Origin of the sequence: Cellulosilyticum sp. ST5 (assembly GCF_046529625.1) — a bacterium.
GTDB lineage: Bacteria > Bacillota > Clostridia > Lachnospirales > Cellulosilyticaceae > Cellulosilyticum > Cellulosilyticum lentocellum.
The window spans coordinates 2,062,461-2,079,368 of record NZ_CP132338.1 but is presented as its reverse complement, the minus strand read 5'-3'; the positions used below and the strand labels follow the sequence as shown (position 1 = coordinate 2,079,368).

General features: G+C 34.7%; 15 protein-coding genes and 1 pseudogene. 15 read left to right on the top strand and 1 reads right to left on the bottom strand.

Annotated elements, in window-relative coordinates; all coding sequences use genetic code 11:
• Window positions 1–466 precede the first annotated feature (466 nt).
• On the top strand, window positions 467–652 hold the full coding sequence (locus QTL86_RS10095) for a hypothetical protein (RefSeq protein ID WP_127066189.1): 186 nt from the start codon (window positions 467–469) through the stop codon (window positions 650–652).
• Window positions 653–695: 43 nt separating this feature from the next.
• On the opposite strand, the pseudogene QTL86_RS10090 reads toward QTL86_RS10095, so the two are convergent.
• Window positions 696–1,835, bottom strand: a pseudogene (locus QTL86_RS10090) (IS3 family transposase).
• 310 nt (window positions 1,836–2,145) lie between these two features.
• On the opposite strand from QTL86_RS10090, the gene QTL86_RS10085 reads away from it, so the two are divergent.
• From QTL86_RS10085 to QTL86_RS10020, 14 genes are all read left to right on the top strand, one after another.
• Window positions 2,146–2,481: a YddF family protein gene (locus QTL86_RS10085; RefSeq protein ID WP_127066190.1), complete on the top strand. Its 336-nt coding sequence runs from the start codon at window positions 2,146–2,148 to the stop codon at window positions 2,479–2,481.
• A 405-nt stretch (window positions 2,482–2,886) separates the two neighbouring features.
• A complete protein-coding gene (brnQ, locus tag QTL86_RS10080) occupies window positions 2,887–4,173 on the top strand; it encodes a branched-chain amino acid transport system II carrier protein (RefSeq protein ID WP_127066191.1) in 1,287 nt (428 codons plus the stop codon).
• 367 nt (window positions 4,174–4,540) lie between these two features.
• Window positions 4,541–5,179, top strand: coding sequence for a TetR/AcrR family transcriptional regulator (locus tag QTL86_RS10075; RefSeq protein ID WP_127066192.1), 639 nt, complete (start codon window positions 4,541–4,543; stop codon window positions 5,177–5,179).
• A 235-nt stretch (window positions 5,180–5,414) separates the two neighbouring features.
• The gene (locus tag QTL86_RS10070; RefSeq protein WP_410496731.1) at window positions 5,415–6,731 is read left to right on the top strand and encodes an IS4 family transposase; all 1,317 of its coding nucleotides are present in this window, start codon (window positions 5,415–5,417) and stop codon (window positions 6,729–6,731) included.
• Window positions 6,732–6,877: 146 nt separating this feature from the next.
• On the top strand, window positions 6,878–8,140 hold the full coding sequence (locus QTL86_RS10065) for an MFS transporter (RefSeq protein WP_410497118.1): 1,263 nt from the start codon (window positions 6,878–6,880) through the stop codon (window positions 8,138–8,140).
• Window positions 8,125–10,443: an ABC transporter permease gene (locus QTL86_RS10060; protein WP_127066194.1), complete on the top strand. Its 2,319-nt coding sequence runs from the start codon at window positions 8,125–8,127 to the stop codon at window positions 10,441–10,443. The genes QTL86_RS10065 and QTL86_RS10060 overlap by 16 nt, the downstream gene beginning before the upstream one ends.
• A 3-nt stretch (window positions 10,444–10,446) precedes the next feature.
• Complete coding sequence (locus tag QTL86_RS10055) at window positions 10,447–11,205, top strand: ABC transporter ATP-binding protein (protein ID WP_127066195.1); 759 nt, start codon at window positions 10,447–10,449, stop codon at window positions 11,203–11,205.
• A gap of 219 nt (window positions 11,206–11,424) precedes the next feature.
• A complete protein-coding gene (locus tag QTL86_RS10050) occupies window positions 11,425–11,568 on the top strand; it encodes a hypothetical protein (RefSeq protein ID WP_190283569.1) in 144 nt (47 codons plus the stop codon).
• Between the two features lie 210 nt (window positions 11,569–11,778).
• Window positions 11,779–12,909 carry an aldo/keto reductase gene (locus QTL86_RS10045; protein WP_127068036.1) on the top strand — a complete coding sequence of 377 codons (1,131 nt, stop codon included), beginning with the start codon at window positions 11,779–11,781 and terminating at the stop codon, window positions 12,907–12,909.
• 4 nt (window positions 12,910–12,913) lie between these two features.
• The gene (locus QTL86_RS10040; protein ID WP_243118659.1) at window positions 12,914–13,522 is read left to right on the top strand and encodes an ECF transporter S component; all 609 of its coding nucleotides are present in this window, start codon (window positions 12,914–12,916) and stop codon (window positions 13,520–13,522) included.
• On the top strand, window positions 13,488–13,916 hold the full coding sequence (locus tag QTL86_RS10035; protein WP_410497117.1) for a DUF1893 domain-containing protein: 429 nt from the start codon (window positions 13,488–13,490) through the stop codon (window positions 13,914–13,916). Before QTL86_RS10040 ends, QTL86_RS10035 begins: the two co-directional genes overlap by 35 nt.
• A 71-nt stretch (window positions 13,917–13,987) precedes the next feature.
• Complete coding sequence (locus QTL86_RS10030) at window positions 13,988–14,221, top strand: hypothetical protein (RefSeq protein ID WP_127066197.1); 234 nt, start codon at window positions 13,988–13,990, stop codon at window positions 14,219–14,221.
• Between the two features lie 995 nt (window positions 14,222–15,216).
• Window positions 15,217–16,473 carry an ammonium transporter gene (locus tag QTL86_RS10025; RefSeq protein ID WP_127066198.1) on the top strand — a complete coding sequence of 419 codons (1,257 nt, stop codon included), beginning with the start codon at window positions 15,217–15,219 and terminating at the stop codon, window positions 16,471–16,473.
• 43 nt (window positions 16,474–16,516) lie between these two features.
• Window positions 16,517–16,855 carry a P-II family nitrogen regulator gene (locus QTL86_RS10020; RefSeq protein WP_041712938.1) on the top strand — a complete coding sequence of 113 codons (339 nt, stop codon included), beginning with the start codon at window positions 16,517–16,519 and terminating at the stop codon, window positions 16,853–16,855.
• The last annotated feature ends 53 nt before the right edge of the window (window positions 16,856–16,908 follow it).

Sequence of the window (16,908 nt, the reverse complement as noted above, 5' to 3'; positions counted from 1 at the left end):
TGCAAGGGAGGCACCACTTATAAGTTGTCAAAAAACGTTTTTATAAAGTTTACAATTAAATAAAGTTTTAAACCAGAGTCTTAAAGTCTTAGTTTCCTAACATAAGGGTGCACCGGCTAAGACTTTTAAGAGCTCCTCACTCTTCGTTGAAACTTTTATAACTTATGCTATCAGGCCTTTAAAGTGCAAGGTGTACTGAGGAGCTATGACTATGCCCTTTTTTGGCAATAGCATAAGTAAGAAAAAGTGAATAATGAAGTGCTGGAGCATAAAAAGAGCCAAATGACAAATGTTGTTTGGCTCTTTTTGCATGCTAAAGTCAGATTGCCACACTAATAGCATTAAAAAATAATTTATGACAAATTCGTAATGAAAATAGTAAGTGGATTGTTATAAAGAATTGTTAATCTAGATATATAGCAAGTTTATAAAAATTTAACTGAGCGTATCAAAGGGAGAATGAGCGATGAAAAAGAAAAATGTATTAGTAATCTTTGGTGGGATGTCAAATGAATATGAAGTATCTTTAAAGTCAGCTGCAGCAGCGATAGAAAATATGGATTTAAGCAAATATAACTTAATGATGTTAGGCATTACACAAGAAGGAAAATGGTTAAGGTTCTTTTGTGATGCTCTGGAGTATAGTCAATAGTTTGGACACGATTTGTAACGAAAAAATTTGTTGAGATCAACAATTATGCGTGCTGATCCCAGTATTCTGCTTCTAACTCATTTGGCATTTTATATCCAATCGCACCGTGGGGAAGACGATTGTTATATAGATTTTCAATGTACTCGAAAATATCTAGTCGAAGTTCCTCTAAGGTATGATAGTTTCTGCGATTGGTGCGATTCTTTTTGAGATATTTGAAAAAACTTTCACAACAAGCATTATCGAAAGGGTATCCTTTTTTAGAAAATGACTGCACAACATTATAGGAATCTAAGAGATTTCTAAATGCAAAAGCAGTATACTCAGATCCCTGGTCAGAGTGAAATATGAGGCCATACTGAACATGACGGCTTTTATAAGCCTTATTAAAAGCTGACATTGTTAAGGTAACATCGTGGTTGCTAGCTATGTGCCAACCAATGATTTTTCTAGAAAACAAGCCCATGACAATGCAAAGATAATACCATTTACCATTAACTTTTATGTAAGTGAAATCACTAGCCCAGACAAGATTTGGAGCCTTTTGGTTAAATTCCTGATGGAGGTGATTATCGCATTCTCCCTGATCGTGATGTTTTACTCTACAAGGTTTATCTGTAGACATTTTAGGAAGAGAATTGATTGCATCAGTCGGTACACTCGTCCCACGCTGATGTTTATACCATAATCACGACTGAGGATATATGTGATTTTATAAGCACCAAGACATTTATCATAGTCAGAATAAATCTGAAGAATGACACGTTTGATATTTAGGTTTTCCCTTACTCTTGGAGCAGATTCAGAGTTGAAGTGCTTATAGTAAGTGCTGAGATTTACGTTTAGTACACGACAAAGGGTTTTGATATCATGCTGAAAGCGTAGTTTATAAACAGCATCTAGTCGCTCAGAGAGTGTGGCGTGAATATGGCAATCGCTTTTTAAATATGAGGTTTTCCTCCTCAAGTTGAGCCATTCTTTTTTGCATTTCTTTAATTTGTTTAGCAGTTAGGACTTTGCCATCATCGGTCTCAACAGTAGAATATTGTTTAATCCATTTAGCGAGAGAAGTCTGTGAAATATCATATTCTTGGCAGAGAGAAGTCTGAGTTTTGCCATTATGATAAAGTGCAACGATTGATTTTTTAAAATCTTCATCATAACGAGTTTGTTTAGTTGCCATGTGGGCACCTCCTTTTGTGTCTACTTTAATATAATCACTAATATCAAATTGTGTCTACTTATTTAATATAGATCCACAAATGATTAATGATGTAGCTTTTCTTGCATTAAATGAGGTAACTTCATATGAGATAAATGAAAGTTTTCTATTTTTATGATGAATTGTGATATAATGAGACTATAAAATGACGATACATTGACTGGAATGAACTAAGAAGAAAGTATAATAATAAGAAAAGGTATGAATAATATACAAGATAAAAGTTTTAAACTTCATAAAAACGGAAGATTTTTAGGGGGGGAGATAGTGGGTGAAAGAAAATACGTGGCCTATAGCCTTATTTAATGGAACTGTAGCAACAACAAATGGACTTTATGAAATATCAGACATTGATACTGATACAGCTAGAGAACTTTTACAAACTTATGGATTTATATCAGCTATTGGTCATGAAGCAACAGCAACTATTATGAGAGAATTATTAGAGCAGCCTATAATGATGAACCGAATTCAATTTCATCAAGAGGTGGGACAAATAGCCATTGTTTTCAAACTTAATGAAAGACCAGATGAAGGTGTTGTTCTTAATCGGGAAGAAGTAGAGGATATTGGTTATTGTTTAAAGAGAATGGTTCGTCTTAAATAGTAATCAAGAAAGGAATTGACCTTGGCTTTTACCAAGAGTGACAGCGGTCAGATAATTAATGTGGAATTCAATTCTATAACATATCAGATTACTTTTTTAAGTGCAGGGCATGCTGAGGGATTACGGCTATGCCTTTTTTGCTATAGAATAAATCAAAAAGAATAATGAGATGCTGGAATGCAAAGAAGAGTCAAATGATAGATGTCATTTGGCTCTTTTTTACATGGTCGTTGTAGCCCGAGAAGGTGTCAGTAAATAGTAAGCTATACCTTTATGACTAAAATAATAGAAGAAGGTAAATAATATTTTTTAATTGGCGTTAAACTTTTTGAGACTATATTTACACAGCAAAATAGATTAAAATACAATCTGTAGGTTACATAAATAATGGACAGGAGATTCAACATGAAAAAAGACACAAGTATAAAAGACATGATAATTATTGGATTTGCATTGTTTGCAATGTTTTTTGGCTCAGGTAATCTTATTTTTCCACCCTACCTTGGGCGTATGGTAGGTGATCAGTACTGGATAGGATTAATTGGATTTATGATTATGGGCGTAGGGCTTCCTCTATTAGGTGTTATGGCAACAGCTAAAGTTGGAGGGGATTTCAGGGTTGTAGGAAACCATGTAAGTAGTTTGTTCTCTGCAATTTTAATCACATCACTTATGCTAACTATAGGCCCTTTTTTTGCTATTCCAAGAACAGCTGCAACAACCTATGAGATAGGGATTAAACCTTTTTTTGAAAATATCAATCCTGTAGCAATTATTGGTATATATTTTCTAATAAATACCTTCCTTGTTATTAGTCCTATATCTATTGTGGATTTAATAGGTAAGTTTTTAACACCGATTTTATTAGTTACTTTAGTGACATTAATTGTTAGAGGGAGTATATCACCTTTAGGGCCAGTAACAGAAACAACTTTAGATAATGTATTTGCAGACTCTTTAATAGAAGGGTATCAGACCATGGATGCTCTTGCAGCAGTGTGCTTTGGTGGTATGATAGTTCATACGATTAAATCCAAAGGTTATAATGAGCCTAAGGAGATTATAACACTTACATTAAAATCTTCTTTAGTAGCTATCATTGGCCTGGGCATTATCTATGGAGGATTGATGTACCTGGGGATGTATACAGGTCATATGAAAGGAACAATAGAAAAAACAGCTTTAGTTGTATCGCTTGCACATCAAATTCTAGGTGAAACGGGATCTGTTTTTCTTGCAATATCAGTATCTTTAGCGTGTTTAACAACCTCTATAGGGTTAACTGCTACAGGAGCAGAGTATTTTTCAGATTTAACAAAGGGGAAATTACCTTATTGGTTAGGGGCTATTTTAATTTCGATTGTAAGTATGGGCATAGCACTTATGGGAGTAGATCGAATCGTAGGGATTACACTACCAGTGCTTAAAATTCTTTATCCTGTTATTATTGTACTTATAGGACTTACATTTGTAGACCAATGGATTGCTAGTGATAGAGTTTATCAAATAGCGGTTTATACAACCCTAGCCATATCTTTATTTGATGTTATGGGGCAAACATTAGGGATTATGCCGTTACAAAAAGTAATTAGACTTATTCCTTTAAGTAGCATGGGATTTCCATGGGTTGTACCAGTTCTAGTGGTATTTATAGTTTATCAACTAATAAGTTGGAACCAGGTAAAGGAGTAATACAATAATAGTGTATTATTCGTTATCTATTATGTAAGGATGGTTAGGCTGTAGCATTTATTTCAATTTATAGACATTTAACGTTTTTTATTAATAAAGAACAGTTAGAAACTAAGGATAGAATGTTTTTACATCAAACCTGTCAAAATCTAGAAAAAAGTAATAGATAACTTATAGTTAGGATAAGTGTTTTAAAAGACTTTTGGTGTTGAATAAAACATATAGCTCTAAAAAGAACACAATTTGGTATTGTATTCTTTTTAGAGCTTTTTTACGGTTTAAAATTGTTTGAAAACATATTGACAATTTTAAAATATAAGAATATTATATAACCGACAGACAGTCGGTCTAGAAAGGGGAATATAAGATGAGGGATGTAAAAGATGCAGAAGAACGTAGGAATGAAATACTGGATGTGGCAAGTGAGCTGTTTGAAAAAAAGGGCTTTGATGCCACAAGTACCAACGATATTCTTGAAAAAGTAGGCATTGCCAGAGGAACACTTTATTATCACTTCAAGTCAAAAGAGCATATTATGGATGCACTTATTGAAAGGTATAATAATAGGCTTCTAGCAGCAGCCAAGGTTATTGCTGAGGATCAAAGGATACCAGTAGATGAACGGATTATTCGCGTTGTGATGGCACTTAATATAACCAATCAAGGTGGGCAGGAAATTGTAGAGCATATTCATAAACCACAGAATGCCTTGATGCATCAAAAAATACAAAGAGCTATTATTAATGGTATTACTCCAATTTTAACAGCTATTGTTCGTGAAGGCATTGAAGAAGGAGTATTTAATACACCATTTCCTTATGAATGTATGGAGATGGTCGTTGTCTATGCCAGTACTATTTTTGATGGAGATTTAGTAGAAATGTCAGATGTAGAACGTTATTCACGCATGCAAGGTTTTGTTTTTAACGTAGAAAGACTATTTGGTGCCGAAAGTGGTAGTTTAATGAAAGTATTACAGGTGTTTGGAAATGAAAAGGGGAATTGATGATGAATAATACAGGAAAACCATTTAAAAAGTTTCTTTTGCTTTGGGGCAATGTCATTAAGTTAAGATGACGAAAAAAGATCTCTATACCAATCAAATGGTATAGAGATCTTTTTTTGAAAAAGTAGTTGACAAGACAAAGAAAATGTGTGGCCGCTCTCACTACTGATTGAATAAAGAGGTAGTGAGAGCGGCCCTTGTAATTAAAGGAAACTTAGTTACAAGGAGGACACATATGAAACCCAAACAAATTAAAAAGCTTTTAGTAGATGAAATCCAAAAGTTAGCTGACAATCCGCAAGATTATTGTACCAATCCAGGTAGTGATTTTTTACGCAAAAGAAAATTGCCCATGAATAAAATTTTAGCTGGAATTATTGGAATGGGAAGTGGGAGCCTTACAAACGAATTATTAGATCTATTTGGTGCATCTGCAGATACACCCACTTCTTCTGCGTTTGTTCAGCAGAGGAAAAAGATAAAGCCCGAAGCGTTTAAGAAGATATTTGACGGCTTTTCAAGTAAACTTATAGATAACTTTAATGAAGATATGCCCATACTTGCTGTTGATGGGTCTGATGTACAGATTCCTACCAATCCTGATGATTTAAATTCATTTCATTCTGGAAAAGATGGAAGAAAATCATATAATCTTCTGCATATAAATGCGTTGTATAATATAAATTATTCTATTTATCATGATGTGATAATACAAAAATCTAAAGAAAAGAATGAACATAACGCTCTACAAGAAATGGTTGATCGTTCTGAAATTCCTAAAGCACTCGTGATAGCTGATAGAGGTTATGAATCTTTCAACAGCATGGCTCACATTCAAGAAAAAGGATGGTTCTTTCTTATTCGTGTCAAAGATGGAATTAATGATATAAAGAATGGATTGGATTTACCCAAAACAGACTGTTTTGATATTGATATTTCTTTAAAACTTACAAGAAAGAAAACGAATGCAGTCAAAGAACTTTTCAAAGACAAAAATCATTATCGAAGTGTTTCTTCAGCCCAACCGTTTGATTATTTACCACTTAAAAACAAGAAATCTGAACCTGCTAAATTCTATGAATTACACTTCCGAATAGTGAGATTTCCTATTTCAGAAACTTCCTATGAAACAATAGTTACAAATCTAAATAGTGAAAAGTATCCTCCTGATGAGGTAAAAAAACTGTATGCTTCTCGTTGGGGGATTGAAACATCTTTTCGAGATTTGAAATATACGATTGGAATGTTAGATTTTCATTCAAAAAAGGTGATGTGTATCCAACAAGAAATCTATGCACATATGATAATGTATAACTTTGCAGAAATGATTACCTCCCACGTAGTCATTGAAAAAAAGCAAAGAAAGCATACATATAAAGCAAATTTCTCAGTTGCAGTGCATATGTGTAGGTTATTCTATCATGGAAAAGCAACATCACCTGATGTAGAAGCCATAATTGCAAAAAATCTCATTCCTATAAGACCTGATAGGCATAGGGAACGAAACTTAATTGTTAAGATTTTTCATGGCTTCCTTTATAGAGTAGCATAAATCTTTGTAAAAGAATATAAATTTTGAGGCAGATGCAAATCTGTCTATTTGTGGTACCTGGAAATAGAAAAAGAAGCTGAAGAAATAAATCTTCAACTTCTTTTCCTAGGGATGCGTTTCTATCACAATGTTAACTTAATGACATTGTGCTTTGGGGAGGGGAATTTATTTCAGCCATAGGAAGTGGGCTGACTTCTTTTGGACTTGGGGTGTATGTATTTCAGCAGACAGGCAGAGCATCTGCTATGGCACTTGTTACCTTACTTGCTTTTTTGCCATCTTTACTATTAGCTCCAATAGCAGGTGTATTTGCAGACCGTTATGATCGTAGGCTTCTAATGGTAATAGGGGATAGCTTTTCTGTTATAGGCCTTGTGTTTATCCTACTTTGTATGCTTTTCGGAAAGACACAGCTTTGGCAGATTTGTGTAGGAGTTACCATTAGCTCGATATTTACTTCTTTATTAGAACCTGCTTATAAGGCAACTATTATCGATTTACTCACGGCAGAAGAATACACTAGGGCAAGTGGTCTTGCTCAGATAGCAAGCAATGCAAAATATCTCATATCACCTGCTTTAGCAGGATTTTTACTTTCTATTTCAGATATTAAGCTCTTAATCATCCTTGATATTTGTACGTTCTTTGTAACGGTCACCTCAACTCTTGTAGTACGTAAAGGACTTATTTCAAAGAAAGCAGAAAGTGCCATGTCTTTTAAGAAAGAATTGAAAGATGGATGGATTACTGTTTCTAAGAATAGAGGAGTTCTCGTTTTAGTTATCACGACTTCAGTTATGACTTTTTTTATGGGTTTTATACAAACACTAGCTATGCCCATGGCGCTAGCTTTTACAACCAGTGCCATGGTAGGAACACTTCAAACAGTAGTTGCTATGGGAATGCTGGTAACAAGTATAGTTGTAGGCATCATTCCTATTAAAAAGGGCTATGTAAAAATCCTTTCACTTGCATTATTTTTAGAGGGAGTTTTTATGGCAGGTTTTGGGTTTCGGGAAAATATTTTGCTAATGAGCATAACAGGCTTTTTATTTTTTGCTATGATGCCGCTTGCTAACTCTAGTTTAGATTATCTAGTACGTACCAATATGGATAATGCAGTTCAAGGAAGAGCATGGGCACTTATAGGTGTTATTTCACAGCTTGGTTTTGTGGCAGCTTATGCTGTTTCGGGAGTACTGGCAGACTACGTCTTTACACCACTTTTAGTAGAAGAGGGTCCTCTGGCTAATAGTATAGGGAAAATCATTGGTATAGGCAGTGGTAGAGGAACGGGGCTACTGATTATTATTGCCGGTTTATTATTAAGTATAGCGGCAGTTATTTTATATCAACTTAAATCAGTCAAGAACCTTGAAAAAAGAGGTGACTTATGTACTACAAAATAATTAAAAATGATTTTTTAAAAAGCAAGCTGATTACACTAATAACCATTGTTTTTATTGCAGCAGCAGCCATGCTCGTTTCACTTGCGGCAATACTTATTGTGAATCTTTCTGGTTCAATAGAAACCTTAATGACAACAGCTAAGACGCCTCACTTTTTACAGATGCATTCAGGAACGATTAATGTTAAGCGATTAACCAGTTTTGCTCATCAAAACAGTAATGTGGAGGCTTTTCAAATCTTAGAGTTTCTCAATGTTGATAGCAGCGATATTATCATTGGGGAAGATTCATTAGTAGATAATGTTCAAGATAATGGTTTCTGCATTCAAAGTAAAACATTTGATTACCTTCTTGACCTTAATGGAGAAGTGATTCATCCCCAAGAGGGAGAGCTTTATGTCCCACTATGTTATAGAAAGGATGGTCTAGCAAAGATAGGTGATAAGGCCCTCATAGGAGGAAAGGCATTAATAGTAGCAGGTTTTTTAAGAGACTCACAAATGAATTCCTTGCAAGCTTCTTCAAAAAGATTTCTTGTTAGTGAAGAGGACTTTAAGGAACTTAAGGCCGTTGGAAAATCAGAGTATCTAGTAGAGTTTCGCTTAAAGGACTTAGAAAGGCTGGGTGAATTTGAAAAGGCTTATACTATGGCCAAGCTTGAAGCTAATGGCCCTACAATTACTTATCCACTTTTTAAGATGATTAATGCGCTTTCGGATGGATTAATGATTGCAGTGATTCTTCTTGTAAGTGTATTAGTGGTTGCTGTTTCATTAATGTGTATCCGATTTACACTACTTGCAAAAATTGAAGAAGACTATGAAGAAATAGGAGTAATGAAAGCCATAGGACTACGTATTTCAGAAATTAAAAAAATTTACCTTGCAAAATATGCTGCCCTTGGGGGAGTAGGTTGCATTTTGGGATTTGTGCTTTCACTTTTTTTTAGAAGAGCGTTACTTGAAAATATTCGGCTTTCTATGGGAGAAAGTCAAAAGGGGTATTTAGCACCACTTTTTGGAGGAATGAGTGTTGTTCTTGTAGCCCTAGCAATAATTGTTTATGTCAATGGTGTATTAAGGCGGTTTAAAAAAATATCACCAGCTGAGGCTATCCGTTTTGGCATGGCACAAGAAAAGACTAAAGGCACAAAGCATTTTTGCTTGAGTAGTAATAGATTTCTTAGTACCAATGTTTTTCTTGGGATTCAAGATGTCCTTAGCCGTAAAAAGCTTTATAGAACTATGTTAGTAGTCATTATGATTTCCGCTTTTATCATGATTGTTCCTAAAAATATGTACCATACGCTTTCTTCTAAAAGCTTTATTACTTTTATGGGAACCGGTAGCTGTGATATGCGTATAGATATTCAGCAGACTGATAATATTTCAGAAAAAGTTAATGAAGTGGTAAAGGTAATGGCTAGTGACAGTACTATTTCAAAATATGTGGTACTGACCACTAAAGCTTTTACTGTGAAGCTAGAGGATGGTACGGAGGAAAGATTAAAAATTGAATTTGGTAATCAGTCGGTATTTCCGATTAATTATGCTAAAGGGAGAGCGCCTATAGTAGAAGAGGAAATAGCCCTTTCATCAATTCAGGCAGATGAATTAGGGAAAAAGGTTGGGGAGGTTATTACCTTAATAATAGACGGTAAGGAGAAGCAGCTTAATGTATGTGGTATTTATTCGGACATTACCAACGGGGGTAAAACGGCAAAAGCAGTTTTTAAGGATACGTCAACTGATATAATGTGGAGTATTATCTGCGTGGAATTTTCGGATAATTCAATTGTAGCAAGTAAGATTTTAGATTATAAAAATCAACTGAGGTTCGCAAAGGTGTCAAGTGTGGATGATTATATTACTCAAACTATGGGATCGACTATAGAGGCAGTAGGAAAAGCTTCATCTGTATCTATCCTTGTGGCATTGATGATATCAGGACTTGTGACACTTTTATTTATGAAAATGCTAGTAATAAAAGATCGCTATGAGACTGCTGTGATGAAAGCTTTTGGATTGACAAGTAAGGATATAGAAACTCAGTATATGACTCGTTCAATGATTGTAATGATTATAGGTATTGTACTTGGAATGCTTTTAGCAAATACATTAGGAGGAGTCCTTGCAGGGGCAGTTATTGCTACCTTTGGTGCAACTTCTTTTAGGTTTGTAGTTGATCCTGTTTCAGCGTATCTACTTTGTCCGTTAATGATGATAGGTACTATACTTATTGCCACAATAATAGGGACATCAGATGTGAAAAATACGAAAATATCTGAGAATATAAAGGAGTAGCTTATGGAAAAGATAATGAACGGTGAAAAGATAGTAAAAACTTTTGGTGAAGGAGAGGAAAAGCATACGGTTTTAAATGATGTTTCCATTCAAATCTATGAAGGAGAATTTGTGGCAGTAATGGGGCCATCGGGCTCAGGTAAATCAACACTGATGTATGCCCTAAGTTACATGGACACCTTTGATAGCGGTAAGGTTGTTTTTGATAAAAGGGATTTATCAAAGCTTAATCAAAATGAACTGGCGGATATGCGCCTTACTAAGATGGGCTTTGTTTTTCAACAGCCTACCTTCTTGAAAAATCTTAATTTATTGGATAACATTATACTGCCTGCTATGAAAGGAAATAAAAAAGATTCCGCAAAAATACTTGAAAGGGCGAGAAGGTTAATGGAAAAAGCAGGAATTAAGACATTAGAGAGGCGAGAAATCACCCAGGTTTCAGGTGGACAGCTTCAACGTGCAGGTATATGCCGTGCATTTATGAGTAATCCTAAAATTATTTTTGGAGATGAACCTACAGGAGCTTTAAATTCCAAGGCAGCTGAGGAGATTATGGAGATGTTTGAGGAAATCAATGCACAAGGAACAGCCATTATGCTAGTAACACATGATGCCAAGGTGGCAGCAAGAGCAGAGCGTATTATGTTTATGAGAGATGGAAAAATTGTAAGTGAACTTAGGCTTCCAAAGGCTCATGTTATAGACCTTGAAAAAAGAATGGAGAAGATTAATCAGGAAATGCAAACAATCGGTATATAATTTTGGGGGCTTATGGTTTTATTAAAAGAAAGATTTTATAAAAAGTATCATTAGACCTTTATATTCAATAGTTTTTGAATATAAAAGGAGTCTATGGAAGAATATACTAACATAGATTATAAATAAACTCCATTTCATTCTCTAATAATAAAAAGAGATAGCTTTTTGTATAAGCTCATCTAAGGAAAATGGTACTGCAAAATAAAAGGAGAGCATAGTATGGATAATAATAAAAATAGAGTAAAAGATAGAGGAAAAAGTAATTCCGAGTTAAGAAAGATGGATCCTACCACCTATGCTGATAGAGGAAGAATTAATGGTGACAAAATAGGTGTACATGGGAAACATGAAAAGAGTAATTAGTATAAATCAATTTTAAAAGACAGTGTTTACTAATAACACTGTCTTTTTTTGTGGGTAAAAGTAGTTTCAGTTAAGATGAACATGATTATAAGGTTATTAGCTTTTTAAAAGAGAAAAACTTTGCTTAATTGTATTTATTTAAAAGTTGTATGATACAATAGATAAGTAATAAGAAAAAGCATGATGTAAGTAGAGGGGGCAGAATCTATGATGGTAACAAGAAAGATGAAAAACCTAGGAATTGATCTTTCTCTTTTAGGATTTGGCTGTATGCGCTTTCCAATGAATGAGGGAAAGATTGATGAATTAGTAGCAACGAATATGATTAAAGAAGCTATGGCAAAGGGTGTTAATTATATTGATACAGCATACCCTTATCATAATGGTGCAAGTGAGCCTTTTGTAGGGAGAGTCCTCAATGAATATGAACGCAGTAGCTATTATTTGGCGACAAAGCTTCCTGTGTGGTTAGTTAATTCTGTAGAAGACGCAAAACGCTTGTTTGAAGAACAGTTAGAAAGGTTAGACAAAACGTACATAGATTTTTATTTACTCCATGCCCTTAATAAAGGAACTTGGCAAAAAGTATTAGATTATGGCATTATTGAATATTGCGAGCAGCTACAAAGAGAAGGAAAAATCAAGTATTTAGGCTTTTCTTTTCATGATGATTATGAAGTATTTGAAGAAATTGCTACTTATCGTCAATGGGACTTTTGTCAAATTCAACTCAACTATATGGACACTGAAGAACAAGCAGGTGAAAAAGGCTATGCCTTAACTGAGCAGCTTGGGATTCCACTTGTGATTATGGAGCCTATTAAGGGTGGTAGCCTAGCTAATTTCTCTGACGATATTAATGCCCGTTTTACAGCTATGGATGAAACAGCAAGTATTTCTTCTTTTGCACTTCGTTGGGTAGCAAGTCATCCTAATGTAAAAGTGATTTTAAGTGGTATGTCTACGCCAGAACAAGTAGCGGATAATTTAAATACTTTTTGTAATTATAAGCCTATGACAGAGAAAGAGAAAGAAGCAATTAATGAAATAGTAGGTATTTTAAGAAGTCGTGTACAAAATGGTTGCACAGGGTGCCGTTATTGTATGCCATGTCCAGCTGGGGTAGATATTCCTTTTAACTTTAAGCTGTGGAATACTTATCATATATATCGAAATTATTGGGCTGTAAATTGGGATTGGGAGAGAAATTTAGGAAAAGCCAAAGCAGATGCGTGTATCAAATGTGGTAAATGCGAGCAGCATTGTCCGCAAAAGATTGCCATTAGAAAAGATTTAGAACAGGTGATGATTGACCTAGAAAATCCTAAGTGGAAGCCTTAAAAAGATGGCAGGTGCTGGAAAAGGAAAAGGTGATCAAAATGAAGGGAGAACAAAAATGAATGTTAAACGTTTAGCAGCAGGAGGATTACTATTGGCCATGGGGATTCTAGTTCCTCAAGCTTTTCACTTTACAGGTGTTCCAGCCTCTGGAGCTGTTTTTTTACCTATGCATATTCCTGTATTAATAGCAGGTTTCTTATTAGGACCGCTTTATGGTTTAATAATAGGCATGCTTTCACCCATCATTAGCACCATGACAACAGGCATGCCGGCCATAGCAAGGTTACCTTTTATGATAGGAGAGTTAGCTACATACGGAGCTATTAGTGGTCTGTTATTTGAACAATTAGGTCTTTATAAAAGAAGATTTGGTATTTACATAAGTTTATTAGGTGCTATGTTGGTTGGAAGAATCGTTTATGGCTTAATGATAGTTGGGGCAATTTACTTATTTGGTGTTAAAGGTTTAAGTATAGGGATGGTAGGAACGGCTATTATAACAGGTATACCTGGGATAGTCATTCAAGTAGTATGTATTCCTGTTCTTATTATGGCTTTAAAAAAAGGAGGCGTATTAAGTGACATTATTAGACAGGGCAAAAAAGCTTCTTAGGGAGACAGACTCTACTTGTATAGCACTTATAGGAGAAGAAAGCTATCTTTCAAAAGAGAGGGGAATTTCACCTATATTAAATCAGTTAGAAAAAAATGAACAGTTCTTTAAAGGAGCTATTGTAGCTGATAAAGTAGTAGGTAAGTCAGCGGCAATGCTTTATAAAAAAGCACAAATTCATAGTTTGTATGCAAGTATTATAAGTGAGCATGCTCTAAGGGCTTTAAAAGACACAGAGATTATAGTAACCTATGAAAAAGTAGTCCCTTATATTATTAATCGACAAGGCGATGGTATGTGCCCTATGGAAGCAAGTGTGCTCGAGATAGAAGAAGTCAATGAAGCTTATGAGGTTCTTAGAAATAAGATGGCAATGATGAAAAAAAATCAATAGCTTTTCATTTGTGCGAATTTAAGATAGAATAGAGCTTAAGCCAGAGGCGCAGAAGTTGAAAGGATAAAATAATGGACACTAATCAAACAATGGCAGTATTTAAAGCATTTTATTTAGGTTGTGAGAATATGGAAAAAATCTCAAGGCGCACCAAGGTATCTCGTGAAGAGGTAAGAGAGGCCTTACGTGGTGCACGTGAGTGTGGTCTTATTAAATATAGTACAAAAGACTATAATGAAACCTTTACTCATGTAGAAAATAAGAAGTTAGGTGCGTATTTAAGGGCAAAGGGTATTATAAAATAAGTAAAAACAGCTTAGGCTTTAAGTGTGAACGCCTAAGCTGTTTTTTTGCAAAGGCAATCTTTTAGTAGCGGTGAATTAATAGCGAAGCAAAGAAAATAGATGGAAAATACTGTTATTGATTGAGGGGAATAATTTCAGAACATACGTAATACATATAAAGAAGGGGTAAAAATACTTTGCAGGGGGATACTTGCTAATTTAACTTTGGGAATCGGGTATCTTTGGCTTATTCCGTATATGAATATTACAATGGCTAATGTATATAGGTAATTAAATGATAAGGAAGAAGTTACAGCCCAAATGGATCAATAAATCAATTAAAGAAGACAGTGTTTATCCATAACATTGATTTTTGTGAGCAAAAATAGCTACAGCTAAGATGAGCATTGTTATAGATAAGTTTAACGTGATTTTAATACAGAGCATCTCACAATCTTAACACAGATCTGTTTTAATAAAGGAAACAGAGCTTTATTAAAAAGAGGTGAGGTTACGATGCAGGAAGAGATTTCAGAAGAAGTTTTGAATGAATGCTTATCACTCATAGAATGAAAAGAACACATTGACTGAGAATAGTCAGTGTGTTCTTTTCATTTTGTAAAAATACTTTAATGTTTGGCTTTTGATTGTGTGCTAGTTTTACTTGAAGTAGCTTCTTTAGCTGCATCAGTAGAAACCCTGCTAGCCGCTAAACGTTTGTTGATAGACTTTTTATGTGACATAGACAAGGACCTCCTTTGATGAAGATTTCAGCTCTAAAAGTTGATACCTACATTATAGTCCTCTTATTTAAAAATGCAAGTCTTAATAAAAAGACAATTCAACAATATTTTTAGGAATGTTAAGAACGTATAAATATTCTGAAATGTATATTGCAATTTAAAAAATGAATGTTAGAATGATTCTTGATAAAGGTCAAAGGCGATCTTGCATCATGATGATGCGAGGTCGCCTTTTTGCGTTTCAAAAAATTGAAATTGTAGGAGGGTGAAAAAATGGATTTACAAATTAATGCAGGAGATACAGGATTTATAATGATTTGCTCGGCACTGGTATTTTTAATGACACCAGGGCTTGCTTTCTTTTATGCTGGGATGGTAAGAAGAAAAAATGCTTTAAACACACTTTTATCTTGTTTTTTTATTTGTGGTTTAGCTTCATTAATGTGGATTATTTGTGGCTATTCTCTATCTTTTGGAACAGATCATGCAGGTGTTTTAGGTGGTCTTAATCATTTGTTCTTTAACGGTGTTGGGATGCAGCCCAATGGTGACTATTCAGGAACGATTCCCGAAACCTTATTTGCAGCTTTTCAAATGATGTTTGCTATTATTACACCTGCTCTTATCTGCGGAGCTGTGGCAGAACGTATGAAGTTTTCTAGATTAGTTATTTTTATAGGTATATGGTCTTTATTAGTATATTACCCATTAGCTCATATGGTTTGGGGTGCAGGTGGTTTCTTAAGAGAGTTAGGTGCACTTGATTTTGCAGGTGGTAATGTTGTACACATTAGCTCAGGTGTAACAGGTTTAGTAGCATGTATCATTCTAGGTAAACGCCGTGGTTATGGTATGCTTTCCTATAAACCACATAATATTCCTTTTGTTGTTTTAGGCGCAGGTTTATTATGGTTTGGTTGGTTTGGGTTTAATGCAGGTAGTGCTTTATCTGCCAGTCCTTTAGCGGTTCACGCTTTCCTTACAACCAATACTTCAGCAGCAGCAGCACTTATTTCTTGGTTAATTGTTGAGAAGATTGTTTATAAAAAGGTAACGGTATTAGGTGCAGCAACAGGTGGTGTTATAGGACTTGTAGCCATTACACCAGGTGCAGGCTTTGTTCCTATTTGGGCTTCTATTATTATAGGTCTTGTAGTAAGTCCACTTTGCTTCTTCTTTATGTCAAAGGTAAAAGGTAAATTTGGTTATGATGATGCATTGGATGCATTTGGTTGCCATGGTATAGGTGGTATTTGGGGGGGGATTGCAACAGGTATTTTTGCACACCAATCTATTAATCCAGATGTCATTAAATGGAATGGTCTTATTTATGGAGAAACAAAATTATTTGGAGCACAACTTCTTAGTATTGTCGTAACAATCGTTATTGCAGTAGTAGTAAGCTTTATTATCTTAAAGGTTATGAAATGTTTTGGGGATCTACGTGTAAGTGTGGAAGCTGAGGGTGTAGGACTTGACTTAGCAGAGCATAATGAAGCAGCTTATCCTGCTTATAATGGTTTAGATTAACACAACACCATGAGTGATTATAAAGAGAAAAGAGGGAAAGATGATGAAAAAAATTGAAGCCATTATTAGGCCAGAAAATTTAGAGCAACTTAAAGAGGCTTTATTAAAAGCAAATATTCCAGGAATGACCATTAATCAGATTTATGGGTGTGGTAATCAATATGGTTATACGGAGCATGTTCGTGCTAATGAGATTATTGTTAATACCTTACCTAAGGTAGAAGTTAAACTTATTATTCCAGATGAGCGTTTAGATGAAATGATTAAACTTATTATTTCAGTTACACAATCAGGTGAGTTTGGAGATGGCAAAATTTTTGTATATGATGTTGTCGATTGTATTCGTATTAGAACAGCAGAGCATGGTGATAAAGCACTATAGATAGAAACATTATTAATGAACCGAAAAAGAGTATTACCTAGCTAAATCAAGGT